29 protein-coding genes, 3 tRNA genes and 2 pseudogenes are annotated in these 24,164 nt (G+C 62.2%); 21 read left to right on the top strand and 13 right to left on the bottom strand.

From position 1 onward, the window contains the following. The first annotated feature begins 172 nt into the window (after positions 1-172). The 4 genes from KHO27_RS05800 (at position 173) to KHO27_RS05785 (ending at position 3,447) form a co-directional block, all read left to right on the top strand. Entirely contained in the window at positions 173-847 is a 675-nt protein-coding gene (locus tag KHO27_RS05800; protein ID WP_110698486.1) for a polysaccharide lyase family 7 protein, read from the top strand. 141 nt (positions 848-988) lie between these two features. After that, on the top strand, positions 989-1,417 hold the full coding sequence (locus tag KHO27_RS05795) for a hypothetical protein (protein WP_111532904.1): 429 nt from the start codon (positions 989-991) through the stop codon (positions 1,415-1,417). 284 nt (positions 1,418-1,701) lie between these two features. Then, positions 1,702-2,367, top strand: coding sequence for an SOS response-associated peptidase (locus KHO27_RS05790; protein WP_214501345.1), 666 nt, complete (start codon positions 1,702-1,704; stop codon positions 2,365-2,367). 270 nt (positions 2,368-2,637) lie between these two features. After that, positions 2,638-3,447 carry an META and DUF4377 domain-containing protein gene (locus tag KHO27_RS05785; RefSeq protein ID WP_214501344.1) on the top strand — a complete coding sequence of 270 codons (810 nt, stop codon included), beginning with the start codon at positions 2,638-2,640 and terminating at the stop codon, positions 3,445-3,447. 66 nt (positions 3,448-3,513) lie between these two features. Here KHO27_RS05785 and KHO27_RS05780 read toward each other — a convergent pair whose 3' ends face one another. Next, entirely contained in the window at positions 3,514-3,906 is a 393-nt protein-coding gene (locus tag KHO27_RS05780; RefSeq protein WP_110698495.1) for a nuclear transport factor 2 family protein, read from the bottom strand. Continuing rightward, positions 3,903-4,553 carry a DsbA family protein gene (locus KHO27_RS05775; RefSeq protein WP_214501343.1) on the bottom strand — a complete coding sequence of 217 codons (651 nt, stop codon included), beginning with the start codon at positions 4,551-4,553 and terminating at the stop codon, positions 3,903-3,905. The genes KHO27_RS05780 and KHO27_RS05775 overlap by 4 nt, the downstream gene beginning before the upstream one ends. Positions 4,554-4,664: 111 nt before the next feature. Here KHO27_RS05775 and KHO27_RS05770 point away from each other — a divergent pair, with 111 nt between their 5' ends. The 4 genes and pseudogenes from KHO27_RS05770 to KHO27_RS05760 all read left to right on the top strand — a co-directional run bounded on the left by KHO27_RS05770 (position 4,665) and on the right by KHO27_RS05760 (position 6,922). Continuing rightward, entirely contained in the window at positions 4,665-5,558 is an 894-nt protein-coding gene (locus KHO27_RS05770; RefSeq protein ID WP_214501342.1) for a LysR family transcriptional regulator, read from the top strand. Between the two features lie 90 nt (positions 5,559-5,648). Then, positions 5,649-5,747, top strand: a pseudogene (locus KHO27_RS26170) (DUF6434 domain-containing protein); the annotation flags it as partial. Between the two features lie 279 nt (positions 5,748-6,026). Beyond that, positions 6,027-6,455, top strand: coding sequence for an RDD family protein (locus KHO27_RS26365; RefSeq protein WP_110698500.1), 429 nt, complete (start codon positions 6,027-6,029; stop codon positions 6,453-6,455). 95 nt (positions 6,456-6,550) lie between these two features. Then, complete coding sequence (locus KHO27_RS05760; protein WP_214501341.1) at positions 6,551-6,922, top strand: hypothetical protein; 372 nt, start codon at positions 6,551-6,553, stop codon at positions 6,920-6,922. 5 nt (positions 6,923-6,927) lie between these two features. Here the strand turns inward: KHO27_RS05760 and KHO27_RS05755 are convergent, their stop codons facing one another. Then, positions 6,928-7,284 (bottom strand): VOC family protein, encoded by a 357-nt coding sequence (locus KHO27_RS05755; protein ID WP_214501340.1) that lies wholly within the window; start codon positions 7,282-7,284, stop codon positions 6,928-6,930. A 126-nt stretch (positions 7,285-7,410) separates the two neighbouring features. Here KHO27_RS05755 and KHO27_RS05750 point away from each other — a divergent pair, with 126 nt between their 5' ends. After that, the gene (locus KHO27_RS05750) at positions 7,411-7,605 is read left to right on the top strand and encodes a hypothetical protein (protein WP_214501339.1); all 195 of its coding nucleotides are present in this window, start codon (positions 7,411-7,413) and stop codon (positions 7,603-7,605) included. A 635-nt stretch (positions 7,606-8,240) separates the two neighbouring features. Continuing rightward, positions 8,241-8,503: pseudogene (locus KHO27_RS26165) on the top strand (integrase); the annotation flags it as partial. 100 nt (positions 8,504-8,603) lie between these two features. On the opposite strand, the gene KHO27_RS05745 reads toward KHO27_RS26165, so the two are convergent. Further along, positions 8,604-8,677 (bottom strand) — tRNA-Cys (locus tag KHO27_RS05745). 144 nt (positions 8,678-8,821) lie between these two features. Next, positions 8,822-9,838, bottom strand: coding sequence for a protease SohB (sohB, locus tag KHO27_RS05740; RefSeq protein ID WP_110698510.1), 1,017 nt, complete (start codon positions 9,836-9,838; stop codon positions 8,822-8,824). 199 nt (positions 9,839-10,037) lie between these two features. Here sohB and KHO27_RS05735 point away from each other — a divergent pair, with 199 nt between their 5' ends. The 4 genes from KHO27_RS05735 to KHO27_RS05720 all read left to right on the top strand — a co-directional run bounded on the left by KHO27_RS05735 (position 10,038) and on the right by KHO27_RS05720 (position 13,182). Further along, positions 10,038-10,751 carry a histidine phosphatase family protein gene (locus KHO27_RS05735; protein WP_214501338.1) on the top strand — a complete coding sequence of 238 codons (714 nt, stop codon included), beginning with the start codon at positions 10,038-10,040 and terminating at the stop codon, positions 10,749-10,751. 54 nt (positions 10,752-10,805) lie between these two features. Beyond that, positions 10,806-11,123, top strand: coding sequence for an SCP2 sterol-binding domain-containing protein (locus KHO27_RS05730; protein WP_110698514.1), 318 nt, complete (start codon positions 10,806-10,808; stop codon positions 11,121-11,123). A gap of 197 nt (positions 11,124-11,320) precedes the next feature. Further along, positions 11,321-12,388, top strand: coding sequence for a phosphotransferase family protein (locus KHO27_RS05725; RefSeq protein ID WP_111532972.1), 1,068 nt, complete (start codon positions 11,321-11,323; stop codon positions 12,386-12,388). A gap of 26 nt (positions 12,389-12,414) precedes the next feature. Beyond that, complete coding sequence (locus tag KHO27_RS05720; protein ID WP_046856224.1) at positions 12,415-13,182, top strand: SDR family oxidoreductase; 768 nt, start codon at positions 12,415-12,417, stop codon at positions 13,180-13,182. A 125-nt stretch (positions 13,183-13,307) separates the two neighbouring features. Here KHO27_RS05720 and KHO27_RS05715 read toward each other — a convergent pair whose 3' ends face one another. Beyond that, complete coding sequence (locus KHO27_RS05715) at positions 13,308-14,129, bottom strand: class I SAM-dependent methyltransferase (RefSeq protein ID WP_110699137.1); 822 nt, start codon at positions 14,127-14,129, stop codon at positions 13,308-13,310. 135 nt (positions 14,130-14,264) lie between these two features. On the opposite strand from KHO27_RS05715, the gene KHO27_RS05710 reads away from it, so the two are divergent. Continuing rightward, positions 14,265-15,305: a helix-turn-helix domain-containing protein gene (locus KHO27_RS05710; protein ID WP_102683327.1), complete on the top strand. Its 1,041-nt coding sequence runs from the start codon at positions 14,265-14,267 to the stop codon at positions 15,303-15,305. A gap of 40 nt (positions 15,306-15,345) precedes the next feature. Here KHO27_RS05710 and KHO27_RS05705 read toward each other — a convergent pair whose 3' ends face one another. The 3 genes from KHO27_RS05705 to KHO27_RS05695 all read right to left on the bottom strand — a co-directional run bounded on the left by KHO27_RS05705 (position 15,346) and on the right by KHO27_RS05695 (position 16,426). Continuing rightward, entirely contained in the window at positions 15,346-15,915 is a 570-nt protein-coding gene (locus KHO27_RS05705; RefSeq protein WP_110698518.1) for an SPOR domain-containing protein, read from the bottom strand. 155 nt (positions 15,916-16,070) lie between these two features. Next, positions 16,071-16,147 (bottom strand) — tRNA-Val (locus KHO27_RS05700). A gap of 202 nt (positions 16,148-16,349) precedes the next feature. Continuing rightward, a tRNA-Val gene (locus tag KHO27_RS05695) sits at positions 16,350-16,426 on the bottom strand. A gap of 201 nt (positions 16,427-16,627) precedes the next feature. Here KHO27_RS05695 and KHO27_RS05690 point away from each other — a divergent pair. Further along, on the top strand, positions 16,628-17,911 hold the full coding sequence (locus KHO27_RS05690; protein ID WP_046856227.1) for an NAD(P)/FAD-dependent oxidoreductase: 1,284 nt from the start codon (positions 16,628-16,630) through the stop codon (positions 17,909-17,911). Positions 17,912-17,989: 78 nt separating this feature from the next. On the opposite strand, the gene KHO27_RS05685 is transcribed toward KHO27_RS05690, so the two are convergent. Further along, positions 17,990-18,682, bottom strand: coding sequence for a peptidase C39 family protein (locus tag KHO27_RS05685; RefSeq protein WP_178082043.1), 693 nt, complete (start codon positions 18,680-18,682; stop codon positions 17,990-17,992). Between the two features lie 204 nt (positions 18,683-18,886). On the opposite strand from KHO27_RS05685, the gene KHO27_RS05680 reads away from it, so the two are divergent. Further along, on the top strand, positions 18,887-19,066 hold the full coding sequence (locus KHO27_RS05680) for a hypothetical protein (protein WP_081941225.1): 180 nt from the start codon (positions 18,887-18,889) through the stop codon (positions 19,064-19,066). A 96-nt stretch (positions 19,067-19,162) separates the two neighbouring features. Here KHO27_RS05680 and KHO27_RS05675 read toward each other — a convergent pair whose 3' ends face one another. Then, positions 19,163-19,915 (bottom strand): TerC family protein, encoded by a 753-nt coding sequence (locus KHO27_RS05675; RefSeq protein WP_102683332.1) that lies wholly within the window; start codon positions 19,913-19,915, stop codon positions 19,163-19,165. A 15-nt stretch (positions 19,916-19,930) separates the two neighbouring features. Continuing rightward, entirely contained in the window at positions 19,931-20,170 is a 240-nt protein-coding gene (locus tag KHO27_RS05670) for a hypothetical protein (protein WP_102683333.1), read from the bottom strand. 131 nt (positions 20,171-20,301) lie between these two features. On the opposite strand from KHO27_RS05670, the gene nhaR reads away from it, so the two are divergent. The 3 genes from nhaR (at position 20,302) to KHO27_RS05655 (ending at position 23,238) form a co-directional block, all read left to right on the top strand. Further along, positions 20,302-21,195 (top strand): transcriptional activator NhaR, encoded by an 894-nt coding sequence (gene nhaR / locus KHO27_RS05665; RefSeq protein WP_110698522.1) that lies wholly within the window; start codon positions 20,302-20,304, stop codon positions 21,193-21,195. A gap of 72 nt (positions 21,196-21,267) precedes the next feature. Beyond that, positions 21,268-22,479: a serine/threonine transporter SstT gene (gene sstT, locus KHO27_RS05660; protein WP_110698525.1), complete on the top strand. Its 1,212-nt coding sequence runs from the start codon at positions 21,268-21,270 to the stop codon at positions 22,477-22,479. A 120-nt stretch (positions 22,480-22,599) separates the two neighbouring features. Beyond that, entirely contained in the window at positions 22,600-23,238 is a 639-nt protein-coding gene (locus KHO27_RS05655; RefSeq protein ID WP_214501337.1) for a YceH family protein, read from the top strand. Between the two features lies 1 nt (position 23,239). Here the strand turns inward: KHO27_RS05655 and KHO27_RS05650 are convergent, their stop codons facing one another. After that, complete coding sequence (locus KHO27_RS05650; protein ID WP_023631521.1) at positions 23,240-23,431, bottom strand: hypothetical protein; 192 nt, start codon at positions 23,429-23,431, stop codon at positions 23,240-23,242. Between the two features lie 167 nt (positions 23,432-23,598). Between KHO27_RS05650 and KHO27_RS05645 the strand changes: the two genes are divergently transcribed. Continuing rightward, positions 23,599-24,063, top strand: a complete 465-nt coding sequence (locus tag KHO27_RS05645) for a nuclear transport factor 2 family protein (protein ID WP_046856235.1) — start codon at positions 23,599-23,601, stop codon at positions 24,061-24,063. Positions 24,064-24,164: the final 101 nt, after the last annotated feature.

The following is a 24,164-nucleotide window of genomic DNA, read 5'->3' as shown; positions in this document are numbered from 1 at the left end:
TAACCCCGACTTAACCGACCAGGCGCACAGTGCAGGCTCTCCCTTCAAAAACGCTCCTTGCCCGCCGCCCTGGCGGGCTTTTTTTGCCTGGACCTCCCTTGCCCGATGAACCGAGCGCCCTTTCAAGGCTCGCATGCGGTGCAGGATCTTTATCATCAAGGAGGTATCCACCATGACCGTGAACATCGACAACCTGATCATCACCACCCCAGTGGCAAAGTCGTCCAGCAACCCAGTGGCGCTGGAACTGACCGGCGCCCAGGCCCTCGCCACCCTGCCCCAGGTTGTCAGCCGCCTGGACGATGGTGCCGTGCGCATGAGCGCCCCAACCCAAGGGGCGGCGAGCAAGAGCACCCACCGCACCCGCTGTGAATGGAAGGAAGCGGTCTACTGGACGCTGGCCAGCGCCGGCCAGCATGTCAATCACCAACGCATGGTGCTGGAGCGGGTCAACTCGGCACAGAAGGTGGTGATCGCGCAGATGCATGTGAAAGATGACGACAGCCCGGTAATCAAGGTGTTCTGGAACAAAGGGAAGGTCACCCTTGGTTTTCGCCAGGACTTCAACCAGGGGATACCGACCAGTAGCACCATCCTGGCCGAGGTGCCGCTGGGCGTGCCTTTCGACATTACCATCGAGGTCACTGCGGCGGGCGCCGCCACGGTGTCGGCCGTTTGCGCCGGCCGCACCGGCAGCAGCGCAATGCTGAACATGACGTCAAGCTGGAATGGCCATACGTTCAACTTCCACGGCGGGGTTTACAACCAGTTGGATTTCAGCTCGACCACCCCGGCCTCGGATGGCTCGACATGCGTGATCAGCCAACTGGAACTCCTGCATGGCTGAGGGGCACGGCTGCATTGAAATCGCCATTTCGGACATCTTTGAGCAAATAGGATGACAGCAATATGGCCAGCATCAGCGCAGCATGTGATCACCTCGCGTCCTACCTTGCGCGAGTAACCGCCTCGCAAGAAAGGATACACAATGCATTACCGCCCCCTACTCATTGCCGCACTCCTCATGCTGACCAGCGGCTGCGCCGCCGGCCTGAACTCCATTCAGCAGGCCGAACTCGACCATTACCGTGCCAACAACCTGGCAGCCGAAGAAAAGAGCCCCACAGCCGCAATGCTATTAGGGCTGTTACCGGGTGGCGGATCGTTCTACGGACGAGCGTATGTTCCTGGTACGGTCAACCTGTTGCTCTGGCCAGTGTCTGTTCTATGGGACCCATTCAGTGGCTACAACGCAGCAGAGTCGATCAATTATCAGGTTACCCGGGCGCACGTCGCACGCCTGAAAAGAAACGAGATGGAGGAACTCGACAGCCAGTTACTGTTGAATGCCATCGACCAAAAGCACTACGCGGTCAAACGCCGCATGGTCAATGAAAAATTCAGTAACGGTTACTGAGCGCCTGCCAGAATGACATTCACGAAATTCTGACATTCTACAAGGCAGACTGGCCTGGCTTCGATACGTTCTGTTCAACCCGCCGATCTGGCGGGTTTTCTTTTTTCTGGGCTTTCCTTCCTGCGCAAGCCTCGGTCGTTGACAACATTTTCACGTCTGCTGTGGCAAGTTGACGACTCATCCGTGAAACACTTGGCCCGCCCTCCCCAGCGGGCCTTTCTTTGCGTGCAGCACAAGCACTCGCACGATCTATGCTTCACCTGCGTACGCAGGAGAGGCTTACGATGTGCGGAAGGCTCAGCCAGTACCGTGGAATCCATGAATTCGTCGAAACGCTCAGCATGCCGGATGCCTGGCGTAACGCCGTGGGCGACCGGGCATTGCTGCGCTACAACGTCGCCCCCGGCACGCCCGTGGCGGTACTGCGCCGGGAGGCTGCCGGCAGCAGGGCCGACCTGGTGAAATGGGGCTGGCGCCCACATTGGGCCACAGACCCTGTCACGCCGATCAATGCCAGGGCCGAGAAGGTCGCCCATGGGCCCTACTTTCGCTCGATCTGGCCCCACCGCGCCGTCGTGCCCGTGGATGGCTGGTTCGAATGGGTCGATGAGGGCGCGACGAAGAAGCAGCCCTATTTCATCCGCCGCCGCGATGGCCACCCTTCCCTCTGCGCAGCCATCGGCGAATTTTACGGCAATGAACGCGACGGCTTCGTCATCATTACTGCCGACGCCCAAGGCGGCATGGTCGACGTCCATGACCGCAGGCCGGTGGTGCTTTCTGCGCAGCTGGCCGTGGCGTGGATGGCGCCCGACCTGCCCAGCTTAGCTGCCGAGCAGATGGCCCTGAGCCAGGGCGAACCGGCCGAGCGCTTCGAGTGGTATCGGGTCAGCATGGCAGTGGGTAATGCACGCAATCAGGGCGCCGAGCTGATCCAGCCGATACCATGAGCGACCTGAACGCCGCGCTGTGGCTCAGGGAGCGAGGTAATCATCCGGTCGCCAGTCAGCGCAGCGTGCAAGATTTCGTAACACTTACCCACCACCCGTTCCATGAAACCGAATGGGATCGATGCTGTCCGATTGCCATCGGTGGCCACAGAGATCACCTCGAGCTGTCATCGGACACCCCGATGGCGCTCGACAACCCCGGCTCACCGGCGCGCGCTCCCCACCTACGAGGATGCCGCCCTTATTTTTTCAAGGCTGAAAGAGCGAACCATGAAACAGAATATTCTCCTCGTCGCCGTCTGTGCCGCCCTGCTCCAGGCCTGCACCCCGGCGTCCACCTCCCATGAAGGATCGCCCTCCATGCCGGCCACCACCGCGCCTGCCGCAGCCCAGCCTGAGCTCTCGGCCTACTACTGGAACCTGGCATCGGCCAGCGATGCAGCCGGCAAGCCCAACGCAGCCCTGGCCACAGGCAGCGAGCGCAAGTTGCGCCTGAATTTCGGTGACCAGCGCCTGAACATCAGCGGTGGCTGCAACAACCAGTTCGGTGGCTACAGCTATCAGGACGGTGTCCTGAAGGTGCAGCCACTGGCGTCGACCATGATGGCGTGCGACAAGCGCCTGATGGACCTGGATGCCGAGATCGGACGCCTGTTGAAAGGTGATCTGCGCGCGGCCTTCAGCGGCGAAACCCACGCACCCGTGCTGCAATTGACCACCCAGGACGGCTCGGTGCTGAAATTCCAGGGCGAAGCCACTCCAGAAACCCGCTACGGCAGCAAGGGTGAGACCAAGTTCCTGGAAGTCGCCGCCAACACAGTCAAGTGCAGCCATCCGCTGATCCCCAACTACCAGTGCCTGCAAGTGCGCGAGCGCCGTTATGACGACGCTGGTCTGCAACTGCCGACCCAGGACAACTGGCACCCGCTGTACCCGTCCATCGAGGGCTACGAGCACCGTGACGGCGTGCGCACCGTGCTGCGCGTGAAGCAATACGAATGGAAGAACCCGCCGGCCGACGCCTCGTCGCAGGTCTATGTGCTGGACCTGGTGGTCGAGCAGGACGCTTCGGGCAAGTAATTGCCAGTCGGCGCAGGCCGCCCTGCAGCGGCCTGCGCCTGGAACCGACGGCGACCGTGAAACAGCTCAGGTAAGCGCCGCGTTGACCTGCGCACTGTCGACGTATTGCTCCATGTTGACGATCTTGCCGTTGTTCAGCCGGTACAGATGGGCAAAGGTAGCAGTCATCGCTTTCCCGGTCTTGCGATAGGTGCCCGAGTAGACGCCAAAGGCGGCAACCCGGTCGTCCTCAGCCACATAGGTATGCACCTTGGCCTGGTAGCCATCCCATTCGGTGGCCAGGCGATGGAACACACCCTCCATGATCGCCTGCGGGCCGACATAGGTACCGGCATAAGGGAAGCCAGCCGCCTCGGTCCAGGTCACGTCCCCAGCCAGCGCCGCCAGCAGATTCCGGCCATTCTGTTCGGCTGAGCCTTCGTACGAGGCTCGGATGATGTCCAGGTTGCTCCTGCTCATGGTTTTACCCCCACGTTCAGCTCGCGAATGAAGACCTGAGGATCTGAAAAGATAGCGCTGGCAGGTAACAACTGCATGGCGTCGTCCGCTTGTTGCAGAACGAATGTCGGCACGCCTTGACCGCCCACGCGACGCAACAAGGCACGCCCCTGCCCCACACGATCATCGTTGGCCTGCAGCAAGGCCGAATCCGGACGCGCCAACCGCTGCGCGGCGGCATCCAGACCCAGGTCCACCAGCACTGCTGTCAACGTCTCCAGTCGAGTCACGTCCAGGCCATCGACATAGCGCGCCGCCTGAATCGCCTTGAGCGCTTCGAACTCGTGCTCTGGCGAAGTCAGGTTCACTGCGCTGAGCGCCAGGGTAGACGGACCACTGTCGAACGCCTGGAGACGGTCGGCGAGTACCTGGTCACGATAGCGTTCACTGAAGACCTGCCCGGTCAGGCGCTCGATACGCTGGTCGTTGCTCCAGGCGTAGGCCGCAAAGTCATCATCCATGGCGCGAGCACCGCTGCCGGAAAACAGCCCCGTCGGTATCAGGCGCAACGCAAGGCCCGTGGTTTGGAGAACGCGGGGCAGCGGTCCACCTGCACCGTAGCACCAGCCACAGAGTGGATCGAAGAGGTAAACCAGGGTCTTGTTCATAGTGAAACGCCTTGAATGGAATGCCTCGAATCTTATAGACCGCGAATTGACATTTAAACGCATACAAAATAAACACTCTGTATGTTATTTGCATACATTAAGGACATATCAATGACCGGCGCTTCCAGCCTGAACAGGCTTGCTTACTTCACCGCGGTGGTCGAAACCGGATCCTTCACCGCTGCTGGCGAGCGCCTCGGCATCACCAAGGCCGTGGTCAGCCAGCAGGTAGCGCGACTGGAAAGCGACTGTCGCACCACACTGCTGGTTCGCAGCACGCGGAAAGTCCGCACCACCGAGGCGGGCCAACAGTTCTATCACCGCTGTGCATTGATCCTCAAAGAGGCCGAAGAGGCTTTCGAGGAATTGTCCGAAGCCGCCAGCGAGCCGACGGGCACCCTACGCCTGACCGCCCCTTTCGATTACGGCATCGGTGTCGTGGTGCCGGCCATCACCGCATTCTCGCAGCGATATCCGCAGTGCAAGGTCGAGGCACACTTCAGCGACCAGACCCTGGATGTGGGCGCCAACGATCTGGACCTTTCCATTCGCGTTGGCTGGATTACCGAGCAACATCTGCAGGCCCGGCGAATCGGCGAGTTTGCGCAAAGGTTGGTGGCCGGCCCTCAGTGGCAAGCTCGAGTGGACAAACTGCAGGCCCCGGCGGATCTGGCCGAGTTGCCGATCGTGGCGAACCTGGCGCTGCGAGAACCGACCCGTTGGCTATTTGCCAAGGGTGCCTCGCAGCGCGAAACAGTGGAGATGAAAGCCAGCCTGTCGCTCAACGCCACCTTGGCAGTGCGCGAAGCCACGCTACTCGGAGCCGGGCTATCGGTCCTTCCGGACTATGTGGCTGAACCTGACCTGCAGGGAGGCCGGCTGATCGAAGTGCTGCCGCAGTGGTCGCTGCCCCGAGGCGAGATCCATGCGGTCTTTCCACCGGCTCGCTTTCGACCGGTCAAGGTGCGGGCGTTTGTCGAGCTTCTGGCAAGCCGCCTGGCTTAATGAGACGGCGCAGACCATCAGATCAGGCGCGCCTGCGCAGCCGCCGACAATGCTACGCTCCTGGGATCACAGCCAACCAAGGGAATGAAGATGAGCTTCGACTGGCATGCTGGACCGATCACCCGCACTACACCGCTGGACAGGCACTACCGGAACACGCAGAAGGTCCGGTGGCTCTTGGTCGGTGAAAACTGTGCGGACTCCGGATCCTTCAAGTGATAGGCGGCAGCCTTACGCGCCCGATCGATATCGCTAGCCCCGCATCCCGCCAGGACGATTCCGGCCAAGGCCCCAGTGCCAAACGCTTCGTGCGCGCCCTCCGTGTTGATGAGGGCAATCTACCGCCAGCGGCAGGAAGCACCATAGCCCCGAAATTGCGGGCCTTCAGCACCAATGGCAAAATAATAGCCAAGCCCGGTCAAGCGCTGGGCTCCACTCACTCGCCATAGCCACAGCACGGAGCACCCGATGGAAGTCTCTAGAACATCACTTCTGATGAAACGCATAGGGGCATATATCATCGATTACGGAGCAATCGTCCTGCTCGGCCTGTGGCTTGCTAATCAAGAGACCCTGTTGTTCGCAGGGTTTGAACTGGTCTTCGTCCACCTATTCCTATACCCCCTGTGCGAGTGGCTTTTCAACGGTAGAACGCCAGGAAAGTACGTTTTTGGACTGACCGTTATCAACGGAGCAGGCGGGCCGCCAACGATTGTTCAAGCTCTGATCCGAGGGTTCACGAGACACATTGAGGTACCTCTGGGGATCATAACGATCTTCATCTACTCGCAATCCGCGAGGTGCCAGCGGGTCGGTGACATGCTGTCGAGAACCTATGTCATACCGACAAAGGACCTAGCTCTGCTCCGCACAGCGATGCAAGCGGCCATTCGCTAAGTCGTGATTAACCCCAAGCCGGGCTAAGCGCCGCTCATTCTTTAACCCACGATTTTTCGCGGGCTCGTCAATCTCAACTCGCAACGACGCGAACAATGCCCTCACTCAAGAAGCATCTGGTCAGCAGCCTTCTGGTCTTATCCGCTGCAGTCGGAGGCGCGCTCCTCGAAGCCTCCACCGACCTTCTCAAGAAGAATTTCGAGCCGGCCCTGATCAGCACCAGGAACACGTTTGAAGACTGGCTCTCACCGCTACCAGCCAAAGCGCTGATAGGCATCAACCTGATGTTCTACATGCCATCTGCATATGGTGATGAGACTCGTGCAGAAGGGTTTTCAGCGACCATCCCAGCCAAGATCTGTCGCCAGGCTGATAGGCACGACATCGTGCGTGTAGGACCACAATCTACCACAGCCAGGCAGCCGCCGATGCAAGCCGGAGTATGCCCAGCAAGTCGTTGGGCTTAACTGGTTCAGTCCGTTTCGGCCCAGACAGCCAACTCATACCCATCAGGATCAGTGAAGTGGAATCGCGTCCCGCCTGGGAACGAAAATACCTCTCGGCTGATTTTCCCTCCCGCAGCCAACACTCTGACCTGGGCGTCGACGAGGTCGTCCGAATACAAGATGACCAGCGGGCCACCGGGCCTGACAGGCTCACCCGTGGTGAAGCCGCCAGCAAGCCGACTGTCGCTGAACTCGGTGTATGTGGGGCCGTAATCGACGAAGGTCCAACCGAACACAGCGCCGTAGAAAGCCTTGCTGCGGCTGATATCGCTGACATTGAACTCGATGTTGTCGATCTGACGATCTGTTCCTCTGCTGCTCATTGGCACCTCCCTGTTGGAAGTCGGAATCTATCACAGCCAGTCATAGGTCCGCCGACAAGCGCCACCCGCCCACGTCCATTTGTTCTACCCTTACCCTCCCCAACCACTCACATGAAGGGTGCGAAGATGCCCGACGATGAGAAGCGGAGATTTGCCGAGGCGCTGGAGCACTGGGCGGAGGCTGTGGATGCGATCCGCGCCAGGGATCGGGCCGAGGCCATTGCCCAGGTCGAAGAGCTACGGAGCATGCGCCTTATGCGGGCTTTCCACACCAGCGCGCTATGGGAGTACTATGCGTGGAAGCGCCGGGGCCTGGGGTGAGCCCAGATGCAAAAAGCCCAGCTCGGGGGCTGGGCTTCTAGGCTCTGTACGAAAAGTCTTGAGACGCAGGTCAGGCAAGGCGAAAACAGCCGAGGAAGCGCAGTGTACTGGAGTACATGAGCATTCCGAGGCTGTTTTCAACGCAGCATGAACAAGTATCAAGGCTCTTCGTACAGAGCCTAGCCAGTAGTGCTCGCCTTGAATCAGTGAGCCTTTAGACTTGGCAATTATTCCAGTGGGCGCTCGTGATGGCTATAGCGCTCGGCGTTGGATGCCCGCGATGGGTCCGGCGGACCTTGTCTCTGCCCGCCTCGAAAGGGCCGGTTTTCGATGTAATCGTCGCGATCCTCTGGGCGGGCCCTCTTGGCATCCTCGTCTCGACCGGCTGGCCAGCTACCATTACCGGCTGACTTGCCACCCTGTCCGTTATCCCTATCTCTGGTCATACGCACCTCTCAATGCTCAGAAGTTTCTGAGCTACATCGAGTGTGCTCCGACAACGACAAGAGAAGTTTTATATCAGACCGATGGTTGCAAGCGAAAACATCAATTACTCACAGCTATCCACCCTGGACGGAAAGCCAGTAACCAATGATGGCGGGGTAGTAGTAGCCTCCAGATTCCAATCAGCCGAGGAGCACGGCAAGCGCATGAGCTGGGGATGCTTTGCAACCGATAGGCCGAAGCCAGAGAGGCTGCCAGAAAGAAGGCTGAACTGGAGAAAAAAACCGACCTGGCCAACCGGATAGCGCACTTCCAGTTCAGGGACATCCGACCGAAGGCGGCGTCGGAAATCGAGGACACCAGTCAAGCCAGCAGGCTGCTTGGCCACTCCAAGGAGGACATCACAAAGCGGGTGTACCGCCGTGTCGGTGAGGTCGTCAGTCCAACCAAGTAGGAGGCTGATGCGGAAACGATGCCTGATTATGCGGAAACGATCTGCTTTTCTCTGCACAAAGAAAAACCCCGCAGACCTAGATCTGCGGGGTTTCGAATGGTGGAGGCCGAGGTCGGAATCGAACCGGCGTAGACGGATTTGCAATCCGGAGCATAACCACTTTGCTACTCGGCCTCAAAGTCGGAGTCAGCTTTCGCTATCCCCTTGAAACCGCCGGGCTTTTTCAAGTCAGCTGCGTTTCGATGGACGCCATTATGTCGGCATTCGATGCACCTTGCAACCCCCTTGAAGAAAAAAATCTTCAAGGGGTTCAAGGTGTTAGCGCAGACGCCCGAGTTTGCTCCACAAGCCTACCAGGGTATTCTCCACCGCCCCACTGGCGGCCATGCCGATGCGCTCCGGCAGGCTCTTGCGCTCGGCGAAACGCAGGTGGAACACGTTGGCCTCGCGGGCGCTGCGGCTCAGGTACTCGTCGCTGGTGCCCAGCTCGTCGACCAGTTGGCGATTGAGCGCAGCGATGCCGAGCCAGACTTCGCCGGTCGCGACTTCATCGATGTGCAACTGCGGGCGGTAGCGGGCAACGAAGTCCTTGAACAGCTGGTGGGTGATGTCCAGGTCTTCCTGGAATTTCTCCCGGCCCTTGTCGGTGTTCTCGCCGAAAACGGTCAGGGTGCGCTTGTACTCGCCGGCGGTGAGCACTTCGAAATCGATATTGTGCTTCTTCAGCAAGCGGTTGACGTTGGGCATTTGCGCCACCACGCCGATCGAGCCCAGCACGGCGAACGGCGCGCTGACGATCTTCTCGCCAATGCACGCCATCATGTAGCCGCCGCTGGCGGCGACCTTGTCGATGCAGATGGTCAGCGGGATGCCGGCCTCGCGGATGCGCGCCAGCTGCGAGGCCGCCAGGCCATAGCTGTGCACCAGGCCACCGCCGCTCTCCAGGCGCAGCACCACCTCGTCACGCGGGGTGGCCAGGGTCAGCAGCGCGGTGATCTCGTTGCGCAGGCTCTCGGTGGCCGAGGCCTTGATGTCGCCGTCGAAATCAAGGACGAACACCCGGCGCTTGTCCTCAGGCTTTTTCTTCTGCTGTTTTTCCGCCTTGGCCTGCTGCTTGCGCACGGCCTTGAGCTGGGCCTTGTCGAGCAGGCCCGACTCCAGGCGCTCGCGCAGTTCCTTGTAGAACTCGTTGAGGCGGGTGACCTGCAGTTGCCCGCCCGGCTTGCGCCGCCCTTTGCCACGCAGGCCGGCGATGGCCGACAGCACCACTAGGATGGCGATCACCAGGGTGGCGGTTTTGGCGAGAAAGCTTGCGTATTCGGCAAGAAACTCCACATTGACTCCTTGATAAACCAGCGCCGCAAGGACGCGAACTGGATGCAAGCATACCGGGGCGCCAGAGCCGCTGCCAGCGGGTGAAAATGCTGGCAACACAGTTCAAACGACCTTTTCAAACGCTTGTATGTTTTTTCGTTGACAGCCCGCCTGGGGCAACCTAACCTCGCAGCAACCTCCAACCGGGCCGGACTTCAACGTGGGCAATCTCTACCTGATCCGACATGGCCAAGCCTCCTTTGGTGCCGCCGACTACGACGTCCTGTCGCCTGTGGGCGAGCGTCAGAGCCAGGCACTGGGTGAACACCTCGCCCAACTGGGCCTGCGCCTGGACCGCTGCGTGGCCGGCACCTTGCGCCGCCAGCAGGACACCGCCCGCCTGGCCCTGGACGCATTGCATGCCCATGGCAACCCGATCCCGGCCATTGAGACCGACCCGGCCTTCAACGAGTTCGACGCCGATGGCGTGATTCGCGCCCTGCTCCCGCGCCTGCTGCCTGAAGAGCCTGAAGCCCTGCATGTACTGCGCAACGGTGCCCAGCACCGCAGCGAGTTCCAGCGTCTGTTCGCCCTGATGGTGCAGCGCTGGCACGACGGCGACCACGACCACGACGATTGCCTGGAAACCTGGCAGTCTTTCAGCGGCCGGGTCGGCGATGGCCTGGGGCGCCTGCTAGACAGCGCTGCCAGCGGAGACAACATTGCCCTGTTCACTTCCGGCGGCACCATTGCCGCCCTGCTCCACCTGGTGAGCGGAATCACGCCGGCTCAGGCATTTACCCTGAACTGGCAGATCATCAACACGTCGCTAAGCCACCTGAAATTCCGGGGCCGCGACGTCACCCTGGCTTCCTTCAACAGCCAAGCCCATGTGCGGCTGTTGCGGTTGCCGGAGCTCGTCACCTACCGATGAGCCCGGTCTGTTGTGTCCTTGCGGACGCGAATATCACTTAACAAGGAATACACCATGAGCGATGTAGCTAAAGCCGTCGAGGCGATGAAGGCAAAATTCAACCCTGCAGCTGCCGCCGGCCTGGACCTGGTGTTCGGCTTCAACATCACCGACGAAGACAAGCACTACGCCCTGCTGGTCAAGGACGGCACCTGCGAGATCCAGGAAGGCGAGAACGCCGACGCCAACTGCACCCTGGTACTGGACAGCGAAACCCTCAAGGGTATCGTCAGCGGTGAGACCGACGGCATGCAGGCCTTCATGAGCGGCAAGCTGCGCGTCGAAGGCGACATGATGCTGTCGATGAAGCTCAGCGAGCTGTTCCCGGCCTGATCGGCGCGGTAGATCGCCAATGAAAAAGACCGAAGCCTGATGCGCTTCGGTTTTTTTTCGCCCGCGCAAAGCCTGCCCATCAGGGCCATTGATCGGCCGGCAACACCCAGGCCAATAAGCGTCTGGCACGCTTGTACCAGCTTCGACAGGAAATTAGATTAGCCAATAGTCCTTGCTATCGATCATAAGGAAATCGCATGACGCTCACCGACCAGTCCACCCAGGTACGCCCCGGCGAAGAACTCGACGCGGCCGTCATCGATCCGTACCTCAAGGGTCATATCGCCGGGCTGCAGGGTAGCCCGACCATCAGCCAGTTTCCGGGGGGCGCCTCGAACCTGACCTACCTGGTGGCCTACCCGGGCAAGGAATTCGTCCTGCGACGCCCGCCATTCGGCCACAAGGCCAAGTCGGCCCACGACATGGGCCGCGAGTTCCGCATCCTCAACCAGCTCAATGCCGGTTTCCCCTATTGCCCCAAGGCCTACGTGCACTGCACCGATGAAGCACTCATCGGCGGCGAGTTCTATGTGATGGAGCGAGTCAACGGCATCATCCTGCGCTCCGACATCCCCGCCGGACTCGACCTGGACGCCGACCGAACCGAGGCGCTGTGCAAAAGCTTCATCGATCGCCTGGTCGAGCTGCACCAGGTGGACTACCAGGCGTGCGGCCTGGCCGACCTGGGCAAACCGGAAGGTTACGTGCAGCGCCAGATCGAAGGCTGGGCCAGCCGCTATGAAAAAGCCCTGACCCCCGACGCACCTCGCTGGGAGCAGGTGATCGCATGGCTGCGCGAGAAGATGCCCGCCGACCACCCGCGCCCGGGCATCGTGCATAACGACTACCGTTTCGACAATGTCATCCTCGACAGCGCCAACCCGATGCGCATCATCGGCGTACTGGACTGGGAAATGGCCACCATCGGCGACCCGCTGATGGACCTGGGCAACAGCCTGGCCTACTGGATCGAGGCCGGCGACCCGGCGCCGGTGCAACTGATGCGCCGCCAACCGAGCAACGCACCGGGGATGCTGACCCGCAAGCAGTTTGTCGACTACTACGCCGAGCGCGCCGGCATTCGCATCGACAATTTCGACTTCTATTACTGCTATGGCCTGTTCCGCCTGGCAGGTATCGTCCAGCAGATCTACTACCGCTTCTTCCACGGCCAGACCCAGGACAAACGCTTCGCCCAGTTCATCCACATGAACAAGCTGCTGGAGCACATGAGCCTGCAACTGATCGGCAAATCCAGCCTGTAACCCGGCATACAACAAGGAATACCCGAATGTCCAAGACCCACCTGTTCGACCTCGACGGCAAGATCGCCTTCGTTTCCGGTGCCAGCCGTGGCATCGGTGAAGCCATTGCCCACCTGCTGGCCCAGCAGGGCGCCCATGTGATCGTCTCCAGCCGCAAACTCGACGGCTGCCAGCAGGTCGCCGAGGCGATCGTCGCCGCCGGCGGCAAGGCCACCGCGGTGGCCTGCCATATCGGCGAGATGGAGCAGATCCAGCAGGTGTTCGCCGGCATCCGCGAGCAGTTCGGGCGCCTCGACATCCTGGTCAATAACGCCGCCACCAACCCGCAGTTCTGCAACGTGCTGGACACTGACCTGGGCGCATTCCAGAAGACCGTCGACGTCAATATCCGCGGTTACTTCTTCATGTCGGTGGAAGCCGGCAAGCTGATGCGCGAGCACGGCGGTGGCAGCATCATCAATGTGGCCTCGATCAACGGAGTTTCACCGGGGCTGTTCCAGGGCATCTATTCGGTGACCAAGGCGGCCGTGATCAACATGACCAAGGTGTTTGCCAAGGAGTGCGCGCAGTTCGGTATCCGCTGCAACGCCCTGCTGCCCGGCCTGACCGACACCAAGTTCGCCTCGGCGCTGGTGAAGAACGACAGCATCCGCAATGCCGCGTTGCAGCAGATCCCGCTCAAGCGCGTGGCCGACCCGAGCGAAATGGCCGGGGCGGTGCTGTACCTGGCCAGCGACGCCTCCAGCTATACCACCGGCACCGCGCTCAATGTGGATGGCGGATTCCTGTCCTGAGTACACAGGTCCCTGGCTGAAATGGCGCGGATTTCGTGGGAGCGGGCTTGACCCGCGATTGCAATCGCGAACCTGTCGCGGGGCAAGCCCGCTCCCACGGCTCGCGTACACGCCAAGCCTTTGACCTACCCTTTGACCGCCTGCAACGTATAGCTCAGCGGCAGCCGCCAGGGTGCCTCGATCAGGCGCCACTCGCCGTCATCGCCCAACGTCATCTGCCCAGGCAACGCCTCCCAGGGGATGCTCTGGTGCTCCTCCAGGGCGGTGATGCGCAGGCCATTGCGCAACAGCGCGGTGATCACCTCGCCGAGGCCATGGTTCCATTCATGGGTTTCGGTCTGCGTCAGGGCCTGCTCGGTATCGACGTAGGTCTGGTCGCTGATCCACACGGTCGGTGCCTCGCACTCGAAGTACGGATACTCCAGCTGCAAACGGTCCTCATGGTCTTCGTTGACCGCCATCAGCATCGGGTGGCCATCGCGCAGGAACAGGCGTCCGCCCGGCTTGAGCAATGCCGCCACCGCCTGCGCCCAGCGCTCGATGCTCGGCAGCCAGCACAACGCACCGATACCGGTGTAGACCAGATCGAAACCAGCGGCCGGCAGTACCTGAGCAGCCTGGTAGACGTCCGCCTCGACATAGGCAATGCCAGCGCCGCAACGTTCGGCCAGGTCACGCGCCTGGGCCAGCGAGGCGGCGGAGAAGTCCAGGCCACAGATATCCGCACCCAGGCGCGCCAGCGACAAGGTGTCCGTACCGATATGGCATTGCAGGTGCACCGTGCGCAGGCCATGGATATCGCCCAGGCGTGGCAGGTCGAAACGCACCACTTCGGACAGGTGGCCGGCTTCGGCGACAAAGCGTTCGACCTCGTAGTCCTTCGAAGCGGCGTGCAGCGGCGCCCGTTCATTCCAACTGGCGCGGTTGAGTTCCAATGATCGGCTCATGCGGTGCATCCCTGTCCTTTATAAGTCAGGCGCCACGTTAACCGGCGCCGCCGGGCGCGGCAACCGAGCTGTCAACCTCAAGTTGACAGCTCAGGTATACTGGCTGCCTCGCCCACGCCCAAGGATCCAGCACCCATGATGGAAAACAGCTTTGCCTTTCGCCTCAAGGAACTGCTCGAACACCACAAGCTGACCCTGCAGGCGGTGGGCACGGCCTTGGGGATCTCGCGCACGGCGGTGCACAAGTGGACCCGCGGCGGCGAGATCGACTACGCCAATCTGCGCAAGCTGGCCGACCTGCTCAAGGTCAACTGGATCTGGCTGCGCTATGGCGAAGAGGCCCTGCACAGCGTGCAGCAGGCCGAGGTGGTCGAGCTGCCGATGACCGACGTGCGTCGTCGCTACACCGCCGAGATAATGGAGAGCGAGACGCGCATGAAGCTGGCCCAGGAAGGTGCGCGCATCGTCACCTGGGAATGGAACCTGGTCACCGACGAAGTGACCTACTCGCCCAACGTCGAGGCGGTATATGGCTGGCCACTACGGCGCAATGAGGACTTCTGGGAGCACATCCATCCCGAGGACGCCAGCCACATGCAGGACATGTATGCCCAGGCCGTGGCTGACGGCACCGGTTGCGAGTGCGACTTTCGCATCACCCGCCCCGACGGCGACCAACGCTGGATCGCCTCGCGCGCCACGGTGCTGAGCGACAGTGCCGGGCGCCCGGTAAAGATGGTCGGCATCAGCATGGACAACACCGAGCGCAAGGTGGCCGAAGAGGAATTGCGCCAGAGCGAGGCGCGCTTTCGCACCATCTTCGAACTGGCCTGGGGCGCGCTGGCCTACATCGACCCGGATGGCAGCTGGCAGCGGGTCAACGGCAGCCTCTGCGAACTGCTGGGTTACCGTGAGGACGAGCTGTACGGCACGACGTTCCAGCAGCTCACCCATCCCGACGATCTGCCGGACAACCTGGCACTGCTGAGGCGCATGCTGGCCGGCGAGATCGAGCGCTACGAAGTGCAGAAGCGTGTGCGCCACAAGGACGGACACTACCTCTGGGTGCGGGCACGCACCTCGCTGGAGCGCCGCGCCGACGGGCAGCCGGAGCATCTGATCAGCGTGTTCGAGGACATCGGCACCGAACGCGAGGCAAGCCCGCGTTCAATCTGATACCTGCCCAGCGTCCAAGCCTGGCAGGTACGGGTGAACGTCAGCGCTGGACGCCGTGCTGGATGACGATCGAGTCGGTGCCCAGCTTGGCCATCACTTCGGCCTTGCGCGCATCGGCCTCGACCTTGGCCGGGAACGGCCCCATCAGCACCACCGGCTTGCCGTCGCGGTATTCGACCCAGGACGGGATGCCCTTTTCGATCAGGCGTGCGGTCATGTCAGTCAGGGCGCCCATGTTCGGCCCCTGGATTACCTCCACGTCCCAGCCTTCCGGTGCCGGCTGGTCGGCCAGCGCCTCGGCGCGGCGCTGCAGGTCGGCGCCACCGCAGACTTCACGGATACGCAGGTTGTTGCCGGTCTCGTCGATGAGGATCTCGTACTGACCGTCGTGCTTGATCGCCACGTAGCTGCGATAAGGCTCGTACTGACCGGCGTCATCCTTGCCGCGCACCTGGCCACAGATGGAACCCTGGGTGTCGAAGCGCACGTTGGCGAACTTGGCCGTCTTGGGGTTGTTCAGGTGTTCGGCCACCTGCTTGTGCACGCCTTCGACCTCGTTGTTACAGCCCGCCAGGGCCAACACCGCCACTACCACCGCCAGTTTGCGCACGCCTGTACCTCCAGATTCGAAGGGGCGGATTCTAGCATGAGCGAACCGCTCGGCCGCAGGGATGAGGCGAAGGTGGAAAGTTGCAGCGTGTGTCAGCGCCCATGGAACGGCGGAAAGCAAAAAGGGCGATCCTTTCGGATCGCCCTCTTCTGATTTGGTAGGCACAATTGGACTCGAACCAACGACCCCCACCATGTCAAGGTGGTGCTCTAACCAACTGAGCTATGTGCCTGTCGTGTGGTGCGCATATTAGTGATCGACTGCGCACCTGTAAAGCGTTTTTTTCAAAAAAATCAAAAACTTTGCGGAATTTATCCGAACCGCCCCAGCGACCTGCGGGTAAGGCTTTCACCGGCCGATCTCGCATGCGGCTCGCCCGCTGGAAGCGACCAAAAGCAAAAAGGGCGATCCTTGCGGATCGCCCTCTTCTGATTTGGTAGGCACAATTGGACTCGAACCAACGACCCCCACCATGTCAAGGTGGTGCTCTAACCAACTGAGCTATGTGCCTGTCGTGTGGGGCGCATTCTACCCGATCCAGATACCCTGTCAACTGTTTTTTTCACGCTAAGCTACTGAATCTTAAACTATTTATAGAAAGGTCGAGCCTCAGGGGGCGTAAAGGATTTTCACCGGACGACTAGCGGGTGTTTATTATTATTGATAGCATCGGTACATTCGTTAAAAATATAAAACACGAGGTCCCTCGAGCATGGCTAACACCCCCTACCCCCAGTCCTACTACGCCGCCTCGGCCAACCCGGTGCCGCCACGTCCGGCGCTGCAGGGTGAGGTGGAAACCGATGTATGCATCATCGGTGCCGGCTACACCGGCCTGTCCAGCGCCCTGTTCCTGCTGGAGAACGGCTTCAAGGTGAGCATCGTCGAGGCCGCCAAGGTCGGTTTCGGCGCGTCGGGCCGCAACGGTGGCCAGATCGTCAACAGCTATAGCCGCGACATCGATGTCATCGAGCGCACCGTCGGCCCCAAGCAGGCGCAACTGCTCGGTCAGATGGCCTTCGAGGGCGGGCGCATCATCCGTGAGCGCGTGGCCAAGTACGACATCCAGTGCGACCTGAAGGACGGCGGCGTGTTCGCCGCGCTGACCAGCAAGCAGATGGGCCACCTGGAATCGCAAAAACGCCTGTGGGAACGCTTCGGCCACAATCAGCTGGAACTGATGGACCAGAAGCGCATCCGCGAAGTGGTGGCCTGCGACAGCTATATAGGCGGCATGCTCGACATGAGCGGCGGCCACATCCACCCGCTGAACCTGGCCCTGGGCGAAGCCGCCGCGGTCGAGTCGCTGGGTGGCATCATCTATGAGCAAACCCCGGCCGTGCGCATCGAGCGTGGCGCCAACCCGGTGGTGCACACCCCGCAGGGCAAGGTGCGCGCCAAATTCATCATCGTCGCTGGCAACGCCTACCTGGGCAACCTGGTACCGGAGCTGGCTGCCAAGTCGATGCCCTGCGGCACACAGGTGATCACCACCGAGCCGCTGGGCGAGGAACTGGCCCGCACCCTGCTGCCGCAGGACTACTGCGTCGAGGACTGCAACTACCTGCTCGATTACTACCGCCTGACCAGCGACAAGCGCCTGATCTTCGGCGGTGGCGTGGTGTACGGTGCCCGTGACCCGGCAAATATCGAGGCGATCATCCGCCCGAAGATGCTCAAGGCCTTCCCGCAGCTCAAGGACGTCAAGATCGACTACGCCTGGACCGGCAACTTCCTGCTGACCCTGTCGCGCCTGCCGCAGGTCGGCCGCATCGGCGACAACATCTACTACTCGCAGGGTTGCTCGGGCCACGGCGTCACCTATACCCACCTGGCCGGCAAGGTCTTGGCCGAGGCCCTGCGCGGCCAGGCCGAGCGCTTCGACGCGTTCGCCGGCCTGCCGCACTACCCGTTCCCGGGTGGCCAGATGCTGCGTGTGCCGTTCAGCGCCATCGGTGCCTGGTACTACAGCCTGCGCGATCGCCTGGGCTTCTGATGTAAAGCCATCGCGGGGCAAGCCCGCTCCCACGAGGCCATCTTGTGGGAGCGGGCTTGCCCCGCGATCATTTCAGCCTCACCGTCCGAGGCTGATGACAGCCTGCTTCGCCGCGATCTCCTGTCCCGAACGGGCCAGTTCATCCGCTGCCTGCAGCCAGCGCTGGCGATCCACCTGGGCCGGCAACTGTCGCGGCGATTGCACCAGCACCGCCCAACGACCCTCCTTGCCCCACGCCGACTCGAAATCGTCGAAAGCCATCAACTGGCGCCGGTGCATGCCCGAGCGCAGCAATACCCGCTGCTTGTAGCGGTCATAGCCGATCAGCACGGCATAACGCGGCTCGCTCCACCACGCCGAACCTTCCTGATAACGCAGCAGCACCGGGTAACCGGCCGCCACCTGGGCGAGCAAGGCATCCAGGTGTTTGTCCAGCGGGTAGACGACCCTGCCGTATTCACGGGCAACCCGAGGAATGCCGCTTTCCAGGGACTCGGAGGCAGCAGGCAGGCCCAACGACTTGTCGAGCAGGCCCGGCGTGATCGGTGCGCTTTGCTGCGACAGCACGGCGGCCAGGGCCATCGCGCCACTGTGGTTGGCGTTGCCGCCGTAGAAGGGAACGCTGCTGATCTCGACCCGCTGCGGCAGGCCCTTGAGCGCGGCCGGTGGCGTGCCGGCGCAGCCGGAGAGGGTCGCCGCCACCAGGCAGGCGGCCAGCAGGCGACGTGGGCCCTGGGCCCGAAACTTGGAGAGCTTTTGCAACGTGGACACTCGCTTGTTCCGCGGCCAGGCAGGCAGCGCCCGGCCAAGAAGCCGATCATAGGACGCCGGCGCCTGCGGGTATAGCCCGATGCGGGCTTGGAACGAAACGGCCCAAGGACTAGACCTTCGGTCAATGGAACGTCACAGCCGACAGGCTAGACTAAAGCAGTGTCTGGATGGCGAGCTTGGCTTGCCAGAGAGAAGGAGGCACGCATGAGCCTGACAATGGCGATTCTAATGCTGGTCGGCATGTGGCTGAGCGTCGCAGCCGCCATGCTCTGGGGCGTACTGCGCATCGTGCGCCGGCATGCACACCCACATCACCTGCCCCCTCAGGCCCTGGTCAAACCACAACCTGTGCGCCGTGCGCGTCGGCATGCCGGGGCCCATTGAGCTGAAGCTTTCCTGAAACGCATCGAGGGGCCAGCCCGCCGCCACAAGCAACATGTCTTGTGGCGGCGGGCTGGCCCCTCGATGGTTCACACCAGGTCAGCCCTCGGCAGCCTCACGCTTCAAGCGCGCCCGGCGGGCCATGATGTTGAGGATCTCGATCGCGGTCGAGAACGCCATGGCAGCGTACACGTAGCCCTTCGGCACATGGGCGCCGAAGCCTTCGGCGATCAGGGTCATGCCGATCATGATCAGGAAGCCCAGGGCCAGCATCACCACGGTCGGGTTGTCGTTGATGAACTTGGCCAGCGGATCAGCGGCCACCAGCATCACGATCACGGCGCTGATCACGGCGATGATCATGATCGGCAGGTGCTCGGTCATGCCCACGGCGGTGATGATGCTGTCGATCGAGAAGACGATGTCCAGCAGCAGGATCTGGAAGATCGCCGCAGTGAAACCGATGGTCACGACGTGGCCGGCCTTGGACTCTTCCTTAGCGCCATGTGGGTCGACACTTTCATGGATCTCCTTGGTCGCCTTCCACAGCAGGAACAGGCCACCGGCAATGAGGATCATGTCCTTCCACGAGAACGTGTGGCCGAACACCTCGACCACCGGCTCGGTCAGCTGGACGATCCAGGCCACGGTGCTGAGCAGCGCCAGGCGCATGACCAGGGCCATGCTGATACCGATGCGCCGCGCCTTGGAACGATAGGCCTCGGGCAGCTTGTTGGTGAGGATGGAGATGAAGATCAGGTTGTCGATGCCCAGCACGACCTCCATGGCCACCAGGGTGGCGAGGGCTACCCAGGCGGTGGGGCTTGCGGCGAGTTCCAGCAAATATTCCATTGGTCAGTCCTGCTCTCAGATGTCCTGGGTGTCTTTCTTGTCGTCTTCGGCCTTGGCTTTCTCGCCATCGCCACCGATGGCGTCGCTCAAGGCCTGCTGGGCGGCGTCATTGGTCTTGTCGATGGCCTGCTTGGCCGTTTCAGCCGCCTGGTCAAGCATCTGCTGGGCGGATTTCTCGGCCTGGTCGCAGCCGGACATGGCAAACAGGGCCAGTGCCAGTACCAGCGGTGTGCCAATGGATTTGAGTTGTAGCATGAGGTCCTCGCTTGTCGAATGCCGGGCGGCGCGTCATGCGCCTGATGGGGTGGCATTCTAGAGGGGCTGAAACATCCGGAAAATTCGTATTTTCAGCGTGTATACTTCGGTTTTTCCGAATCGAGGCAGGCATGCTCAACTATCGCCAGCTCCACTATTTCTGGGCGGTGGCCAAGACCGGCAGTATCGCCCGCGCCAGCGAACAGCTCAACCTGACGCCGCAGACCATCAGTGGCCAGATCAGCCTGTTCGAGCAGACCTGGAATCTGGAGCTGTTCCAGCGCGTCGGGCGCCAGCTGGAACTGACCGAGACCGGGCGCCAGGCCCTGGCCTACGCCGAGCAGATGTTCCAGATCGGCGGCGAGCTGGAGGCCATGCTGCGCGCCGGGCCGCAGGAGCAGATCCTGTTTCGCGTGGGGGTGGCCGATGTAGTGCCCAAGTCCATCGTCTATCGCCTGCTGGCACCTACCATGGAGCTGGAGGAGGTATTGCGCATCAATTGCCGCGAGGACAAGCTCGAGCGCCTGCTCGCGGACCTGGCGATCCAGCGCCTGGACCTGGTGATTTCCGACAGCCCCATGCCCAGCCACCTGGGCATCAAGGGCTACAGCCAGAAGCTCGGTGAGTGCGGCCTGAGCTTTTTTGCCACACAGGCATTGGCCGAGCGCCTTGATCGCCCCTTCCCCGCCTGCCTGGACGACGCGCCGCTGTTGATCCCAGGCCAGGAAACCGTGCTGCGCAGCCGCCTGTTGCGCTGGCTGGCCGAGCAGCAGGTACAGCCGCGGATCGTCGGCGAATTCGACGACAGCGCGCTGATGCAGGCCTTCGGCCAATCAGGCAGCGGCATCTTCGTGGCCCCCAGCGTGATCGCCGAGGAGGTCTGCCGCCAGTACGGCGTGCGCCTGATCGGCCAGACCGAGGCGGTGAACGAGTCGTTCTACGCCATATCGGTGGAGCGCAAGGTCAAGCACCCGGGGATCCTGGCGATCACCGAAGGCGCGCGGCGGGAGTTGTTTCACTGGTAGGCCCGCGCCTACAGGAGCCAGCGCGGTCTGTGGTAAAGTCGCGCGCTTTCACGTAACTGGATTGCGCTGCACATGACCCCCATCCTCCGCCTCATCAACCGCACCGGCCTGGTGACGCAGATCTGCATCGGCCTGGTGGCCGGCATTGCCCTGGCCCTGCTCGCCCCCGCCGTGGCCCGCGAGCTGGGGTTCCTCGGCAAGGTCTTCGTCAGCGCCCTGAAGGCCGTGGCGCCGATCCTGGTGTTCATCCTGGTGATGGCCTCGATCGCCAACCATCGCCATGGCCAGGAAACCCATATCCGCCCGATCCTCTGGCTGTACCTGCTGGGCACCTTCGCCGCCGCCGCAGTGGCCGTGGTGGCCAGCATGCTGTTCCCGTCGAACCTGGTGCTGAGCACCGGAGAGGCCACGCTGAGCGCGCCCGGCGGCATCACCGAGGTGCTGCAGAACCTGTTGCTCAGCGCCGTCGACAACCCGATAAACGCACTGCTCAATGCCAACTTCATCGGCGTGCTGACCTGGGCCATCGGCCTGGGCGTGGCCCTACGCCATGCCGGTGACACCACCCGCACCGTGGTCGAGGACCTGTCCAACGGCGTGACCCTGATCGTGCGCGTGGTGATCCGCTTCGCCCCGCTGGGCATCTTCGGCCTGGTCAGCGCCACCCTGGCGCAGTCGGGGCTGGACGCACTGCTTGGCTACCTGCACCTGCTGGCCGTGCTGATCGGCTGCATGCTGTTCGTGGCGCTGGTGATGAACCCGCTGATCGTATTCTGGAAGATCCGCCGCAACCCCTACCCGCTGACCCTGCTGTGCCTGCGCGAGAGCGGTATTACCGCGTTCTTCACCCGCAGTTCAGCGGCAAACATCCCGGTCAACCTGGCCCTGTCGGAGAAACTCGGCCTGCACGAGGACACCTATTCGGTGTCGATCCCGCTGGGCGCGACCATCAACATGGCCGGTGCGGCAACCACCATCACCGTGCTCACCCTGGCCGCCGTGCACACCCTGGGCATCCCCGTCGACCTGCCGACCGCAGTGCTGCTCAGCGTGGTGGCCGCGGTCTGCGCCTGCGGTGCCTCGGGCGTGGCCGGTGGCTCGCTGCTGCTGATCCCGCTGGCCTGCAGCCTGTTCGGCATCCCCAGCGAGATCGCCATGCAGGTGGTGGCGGTCGGCTTCATCATCGGCGTGCTGCAGGATTCGGCCGAGACCGCGCTGAACTCCTCGACCGACGTGCTGTTCACCGCCGCGGCCTGCCAGGCCATGGAACGGCCCAGCACCTGAAGCCCCAGCCGTGCCAGCTCCCACGCCGGGGAGCTGGCTTGCCCGCGACGCCAGCGGTGATTGCTTAAGCCTGGCGCTTTACCTAGGCTAGTGGCCTTTTCCTCGCAATGAGACAGGGCCATGTCAGAACACGAAACCACCGGCGAAGGCCGTTTCAACAGCATCGAGATTCGCGTGCTCGGCTCACTGATCGAGAAACAGGCCACCAGCCCGGAAACCTACCCCCTGACCCTCAATGCCCTGGTCCTGGCCTGCAACCAGAAGACCAGCCGTGAACCGGTGATGAACCTCTCCCCCGGCCAGGTCGGCCAGGCCCTGCGCGCCCTGGAGAACCAGGAAATGGCCCGTCTGCAGATGGGCAGCCGCGCCGACCGTTGGGAACAGCGGGTGGACAAGGGCCTGGAGCTGGTGCCGGCGCAGCTGGTGTTGATGGGCTTGATGTTCCTGCGTGGCCCACAGACCCTCAGCGAACTGCTGACCCGCAGCAACCGCCTGCATGCATTCGAGGATGTCGATCAGGTCCAGCACCAGCTCGAGCGCCTGGTCTCGCGGGGCCTGGCCTTGCACCTGCCACGCCAGGCCGGCCAGCGCGAAGACCGCTACACCCACGCCCTGGGCGACCCGGCCGAGATCGAGGCGATCCTCGCTGCCCGTCAGCAGGAAGGCGGCACGCGCGCCAGCGCGGCAGACGAGCGCATCGAGGCGCTGGAAGCACGGGTGGCGGCGCTGGAGGCGCGCCTGGCCCAGCTCGAAGGCTGACTCAGGGCTTTTCGGCGTCGGGGAAGTTACGGCAACTCTTGCGTTCGGCCAGCTCCCGCTCACTGGGTCGCTGGTCGACGAATACAGTACGGCCGTCGGCGTAGATTTCCAGGTAGCCCCAGTGCAGGTCCTGCTCGGTCTGCCCGGGCTTGGGCGGGACGAGCCACCAGGGTTCGCGGCTGATCAGGGTCATGGCGGGCTCCAGCGAATGTCTGGGGTAACTATAGACAGGCGTGCCAGGCGAGGATTGTTCCTCCAAGAGCAATTATGAAGTGCCCAGGGTACCGATTCTCCCCGCCAGCCGACCGGACTACTCTCGGTTCTGCAAACCAAGCTCACCGACCTTGAGGATTGACCACGATGTCCCGCCCACCACTGCCCCCGTTCACCCGTGAAACCGCCATCGAGAAAGTCCGCCTTGCCGAAGACGGCTGGAACAGCCGCGACGCCGCCAAGGTGGCCCTGGCCTACACCACCGACACCCATTGGCGCAATCGCGCCGAATTCTGCAGCAGCCGCGAGGAGGCCCAGGCCTTCCTCACCCGCAAGTGGAACCGCGAGCTCGAATACCGCCTGATCAAGGAGCTCTGGGCCTTCACCGACAACCGCATCGCCGTGCGCTACGCCTATGAATACCGCGACGACAGCGGCCAGTGGTACCGCGCCTATGGCAATGAGAACTGGGAATTCGCCGAGGACGGCCTGATGCGCAATCGCCACGCCAGCATCAACGAACAACCCATCAGCGAAGCCGAGCGCAAGTTCCGCTGGCCACTGGGGCGCCGTCCGGACGATCACCCGGGCCTGAGCGACTTCGGCTTCTGAAGACCGACACCGGATCAGCGGGGCCGCTCCACGGCCCCGTTTCAGGTTTGGGAAACGGACTACGTGGAGCGGGAAGCGCTGTGCCAGACGTTGCGGCGAAT

The organism is Pseudomonas sp. RC3H12, from assembly GCF_018596375.1.
Taxonomy (GTDB): Bacteria; Pseudomonadota; Gammaproteobacteria; order Pseudomonadales; family Pseudomonadaceae; genus Aquipseudomonas.
The sequence above is the reverse complement of the archived record's forward strand: the minus strand, read 5'-3'. Positions and strand labels throughout refer to the sequence as shown.

What these genes read in the sequence shown, in the direction of transcription:
- KHO27_RS05800 (WP_110698486.1), top strand. Translation starts at nt 173, where the DNA reads ATGACCGTGAACATCGACAACCTGATCATCACCACCCCAGTGGCAAAG.
- KHO27_RS05795 (WP_111532904.1), top strand. Translation starts at nt 989, where the DNA reads ATGCATTACCGCCCCCTACTCATTGCCGCACTCCTCATGCTGACCAGC.
- KHO27_RS05790 (WP_214501345.1), top strand. Translation starts at nt 1,702, where the DNA reads ATGTGCGGAAGGCTCAGCCAGTACCGTGGAATCCATGAATTCGTCGAA.
- KHO27_RS05785 (WP_214501344.1), top strand. Translation starts at nt 2,638, where the DNA reads ATGAAACAGAATATTCTCCTCGTCGCCGTCTGTGCCGCCCTGCTCCAG.
- KHO27_RS05780 (WP_110698495.1), bottom strand. Translation starts at nt 3,906, where the DNA reads ATGAGCAGGAGCAACCTGGACATCATCCGAGCCTCGTACGAAGGCTCA.
- KHO27_RS05775 (WP_214501343.1), bottom strand. Translation starts at nt 4,553, where the DNA reads ATGAACAAGACCCTGGTTTACCTCTTCGATCCACTCTGTGGCTGGTGC.
- KHO27_RS05770 (WP_214501342.1), top strand. Translation starts at nt 4,665, where the DNA reads ATGACCGGCGCTTCCAGCCTGAACAGGCTTGCTTACTTCACCGCGGTG.
- KHO27_RS26365 (WP_110698500.1), top strand. Translation starts at nt 6,027, where the DNA reads ATGGAAGTCTCTAGAACATCACTTCTGATGAAACGCATAGGGGCATAT.
- KHO27_RS05760 (WP_214501341.1), top strand. Translation starts at nt 6,551, where the DNA reads ATGCCCTCACTCAAGAAGCATCTGGTCAGCAGCCTTCTGGTCTTATCC.
- KHO27_RS05755 (WP_214501340.1), bottom strand. Translation starts at nt 7,284, where the DNA reads ATGAGCAGCAGAGGAACAGATCGTCAGATCGACAACATCGAGTTCAAT.
- KHO27_RS05750 (WP_214501339.1), top strand. Translation starts at nt 7,411, where the DNA reads ATGCCCGACGATGAGAAGCGGAGATTTGCCGAGGCGCTGGAGCACTGG.
- KHO27_RS05730 (WP_110698514.1), top strand. Translation starts at nt 10,806, where the DNA reads ATGAGCGATGTAGCTAAAGCCGTCGAGGCGATGAAGGCAAAATTCAAC.
- KHO27_RS05725 (WP_111532972.1), top strand. Translation starts at nt 11,321, where the DNA reads ATGACGCTCACCGACCAGTCCACCCAGGTACGCCCCGGCGAAGAACTC.
- KHO27_RS05720 (WP_046856224.1), top strand. Translation starts at nt 12,415, where the DNA reads ATGTCCAAGACCCACCTGTTCGACCTCGACGGCAAGATCGCCTTCGTT.
- KHO27_RS05715 (WP_110699137.1), bottom strand. Translation starts at nt 14,129, where the DNA reads ATGAGCCGATCATTGGAACTCAACCGCGCCAGTTGGAATGAACGGGCG.
- KHO27_RS05710 (WP_102683327.1), top strand. Translation starts at nt 14,265, where the DNA reads ATGATGGAAAACAGCTTTGCCTTTCGCCTCAAGGAACTGCTCGAACAC.
- KHO27_RS05690 (WP_046856227.1), top strand. Translation starts at nt 16,628, where the DNA reads ATGGCTAACACCCCCTACCCCCAGTCCTACTACGCCGCCTCGGCCAAC.
- KHO27_RS05680 (WP_081941225.1), top strand. Translation starts at nt 18,887, where the DNA reads ATGAGCCTGACAATGGCGATTCTAATGCTGGTCGGCATGTGGCTGAGC.
- KHO27_RS05675 (WP_102683332.1), bottom strand. Translation starts at nt 19,915, where the DNA reads ATGGAATATTTGCTGGAACTCGCCGCAAGCCCCACCGCCTGGGTAGCC.
- KHO27_RS05670 (WP_102683333.1), bottom strand. Translation starts at nt 20,170, where the DNA reads ATGCTACAACTCAAATCCATTGGCACACCGCTGGTACTGGCACTGGCC.
- nhaR (WP_110698522.1), top strand. Translation starts at nt 20,302, where the DNA reads ATGCTCAACTATCGCCAGCTCCACTATTTCTGGGCGGTGGCCAAGACC.
- sstT (WP_110698525.1), top strand. Translation starts at nt 21,268, where the DNA reads ATGACCCCCATCCTCCGCCTCATCAACCGCACCGGCCTGGTGACGCAG.
- KHO27_RS05655 (WP_214501337.1), top strand. Translation starts at nt 22,600, where the DNA reads ATGTCAGAACACGAAACCACCGGCGAAGGCCGTTTCAACAGCATCGAG.
- KHO27_RS05650 (WP_023631521.1), bottom strand. Translation starts at nt 23,431, where the DNA reads ATGACCCTGATCAGCCGCGAACCCTGGTGGCTCGTCCCGCCCAAGCCC.
- KHO27_RS05645 (WP_046856235.1), top strand. Translation starts at nt 23,599, where the DNA reads ATGTCCCGCCCACCACTGCCCCCGTTCACCCGTGAAACCGCCATCGAG.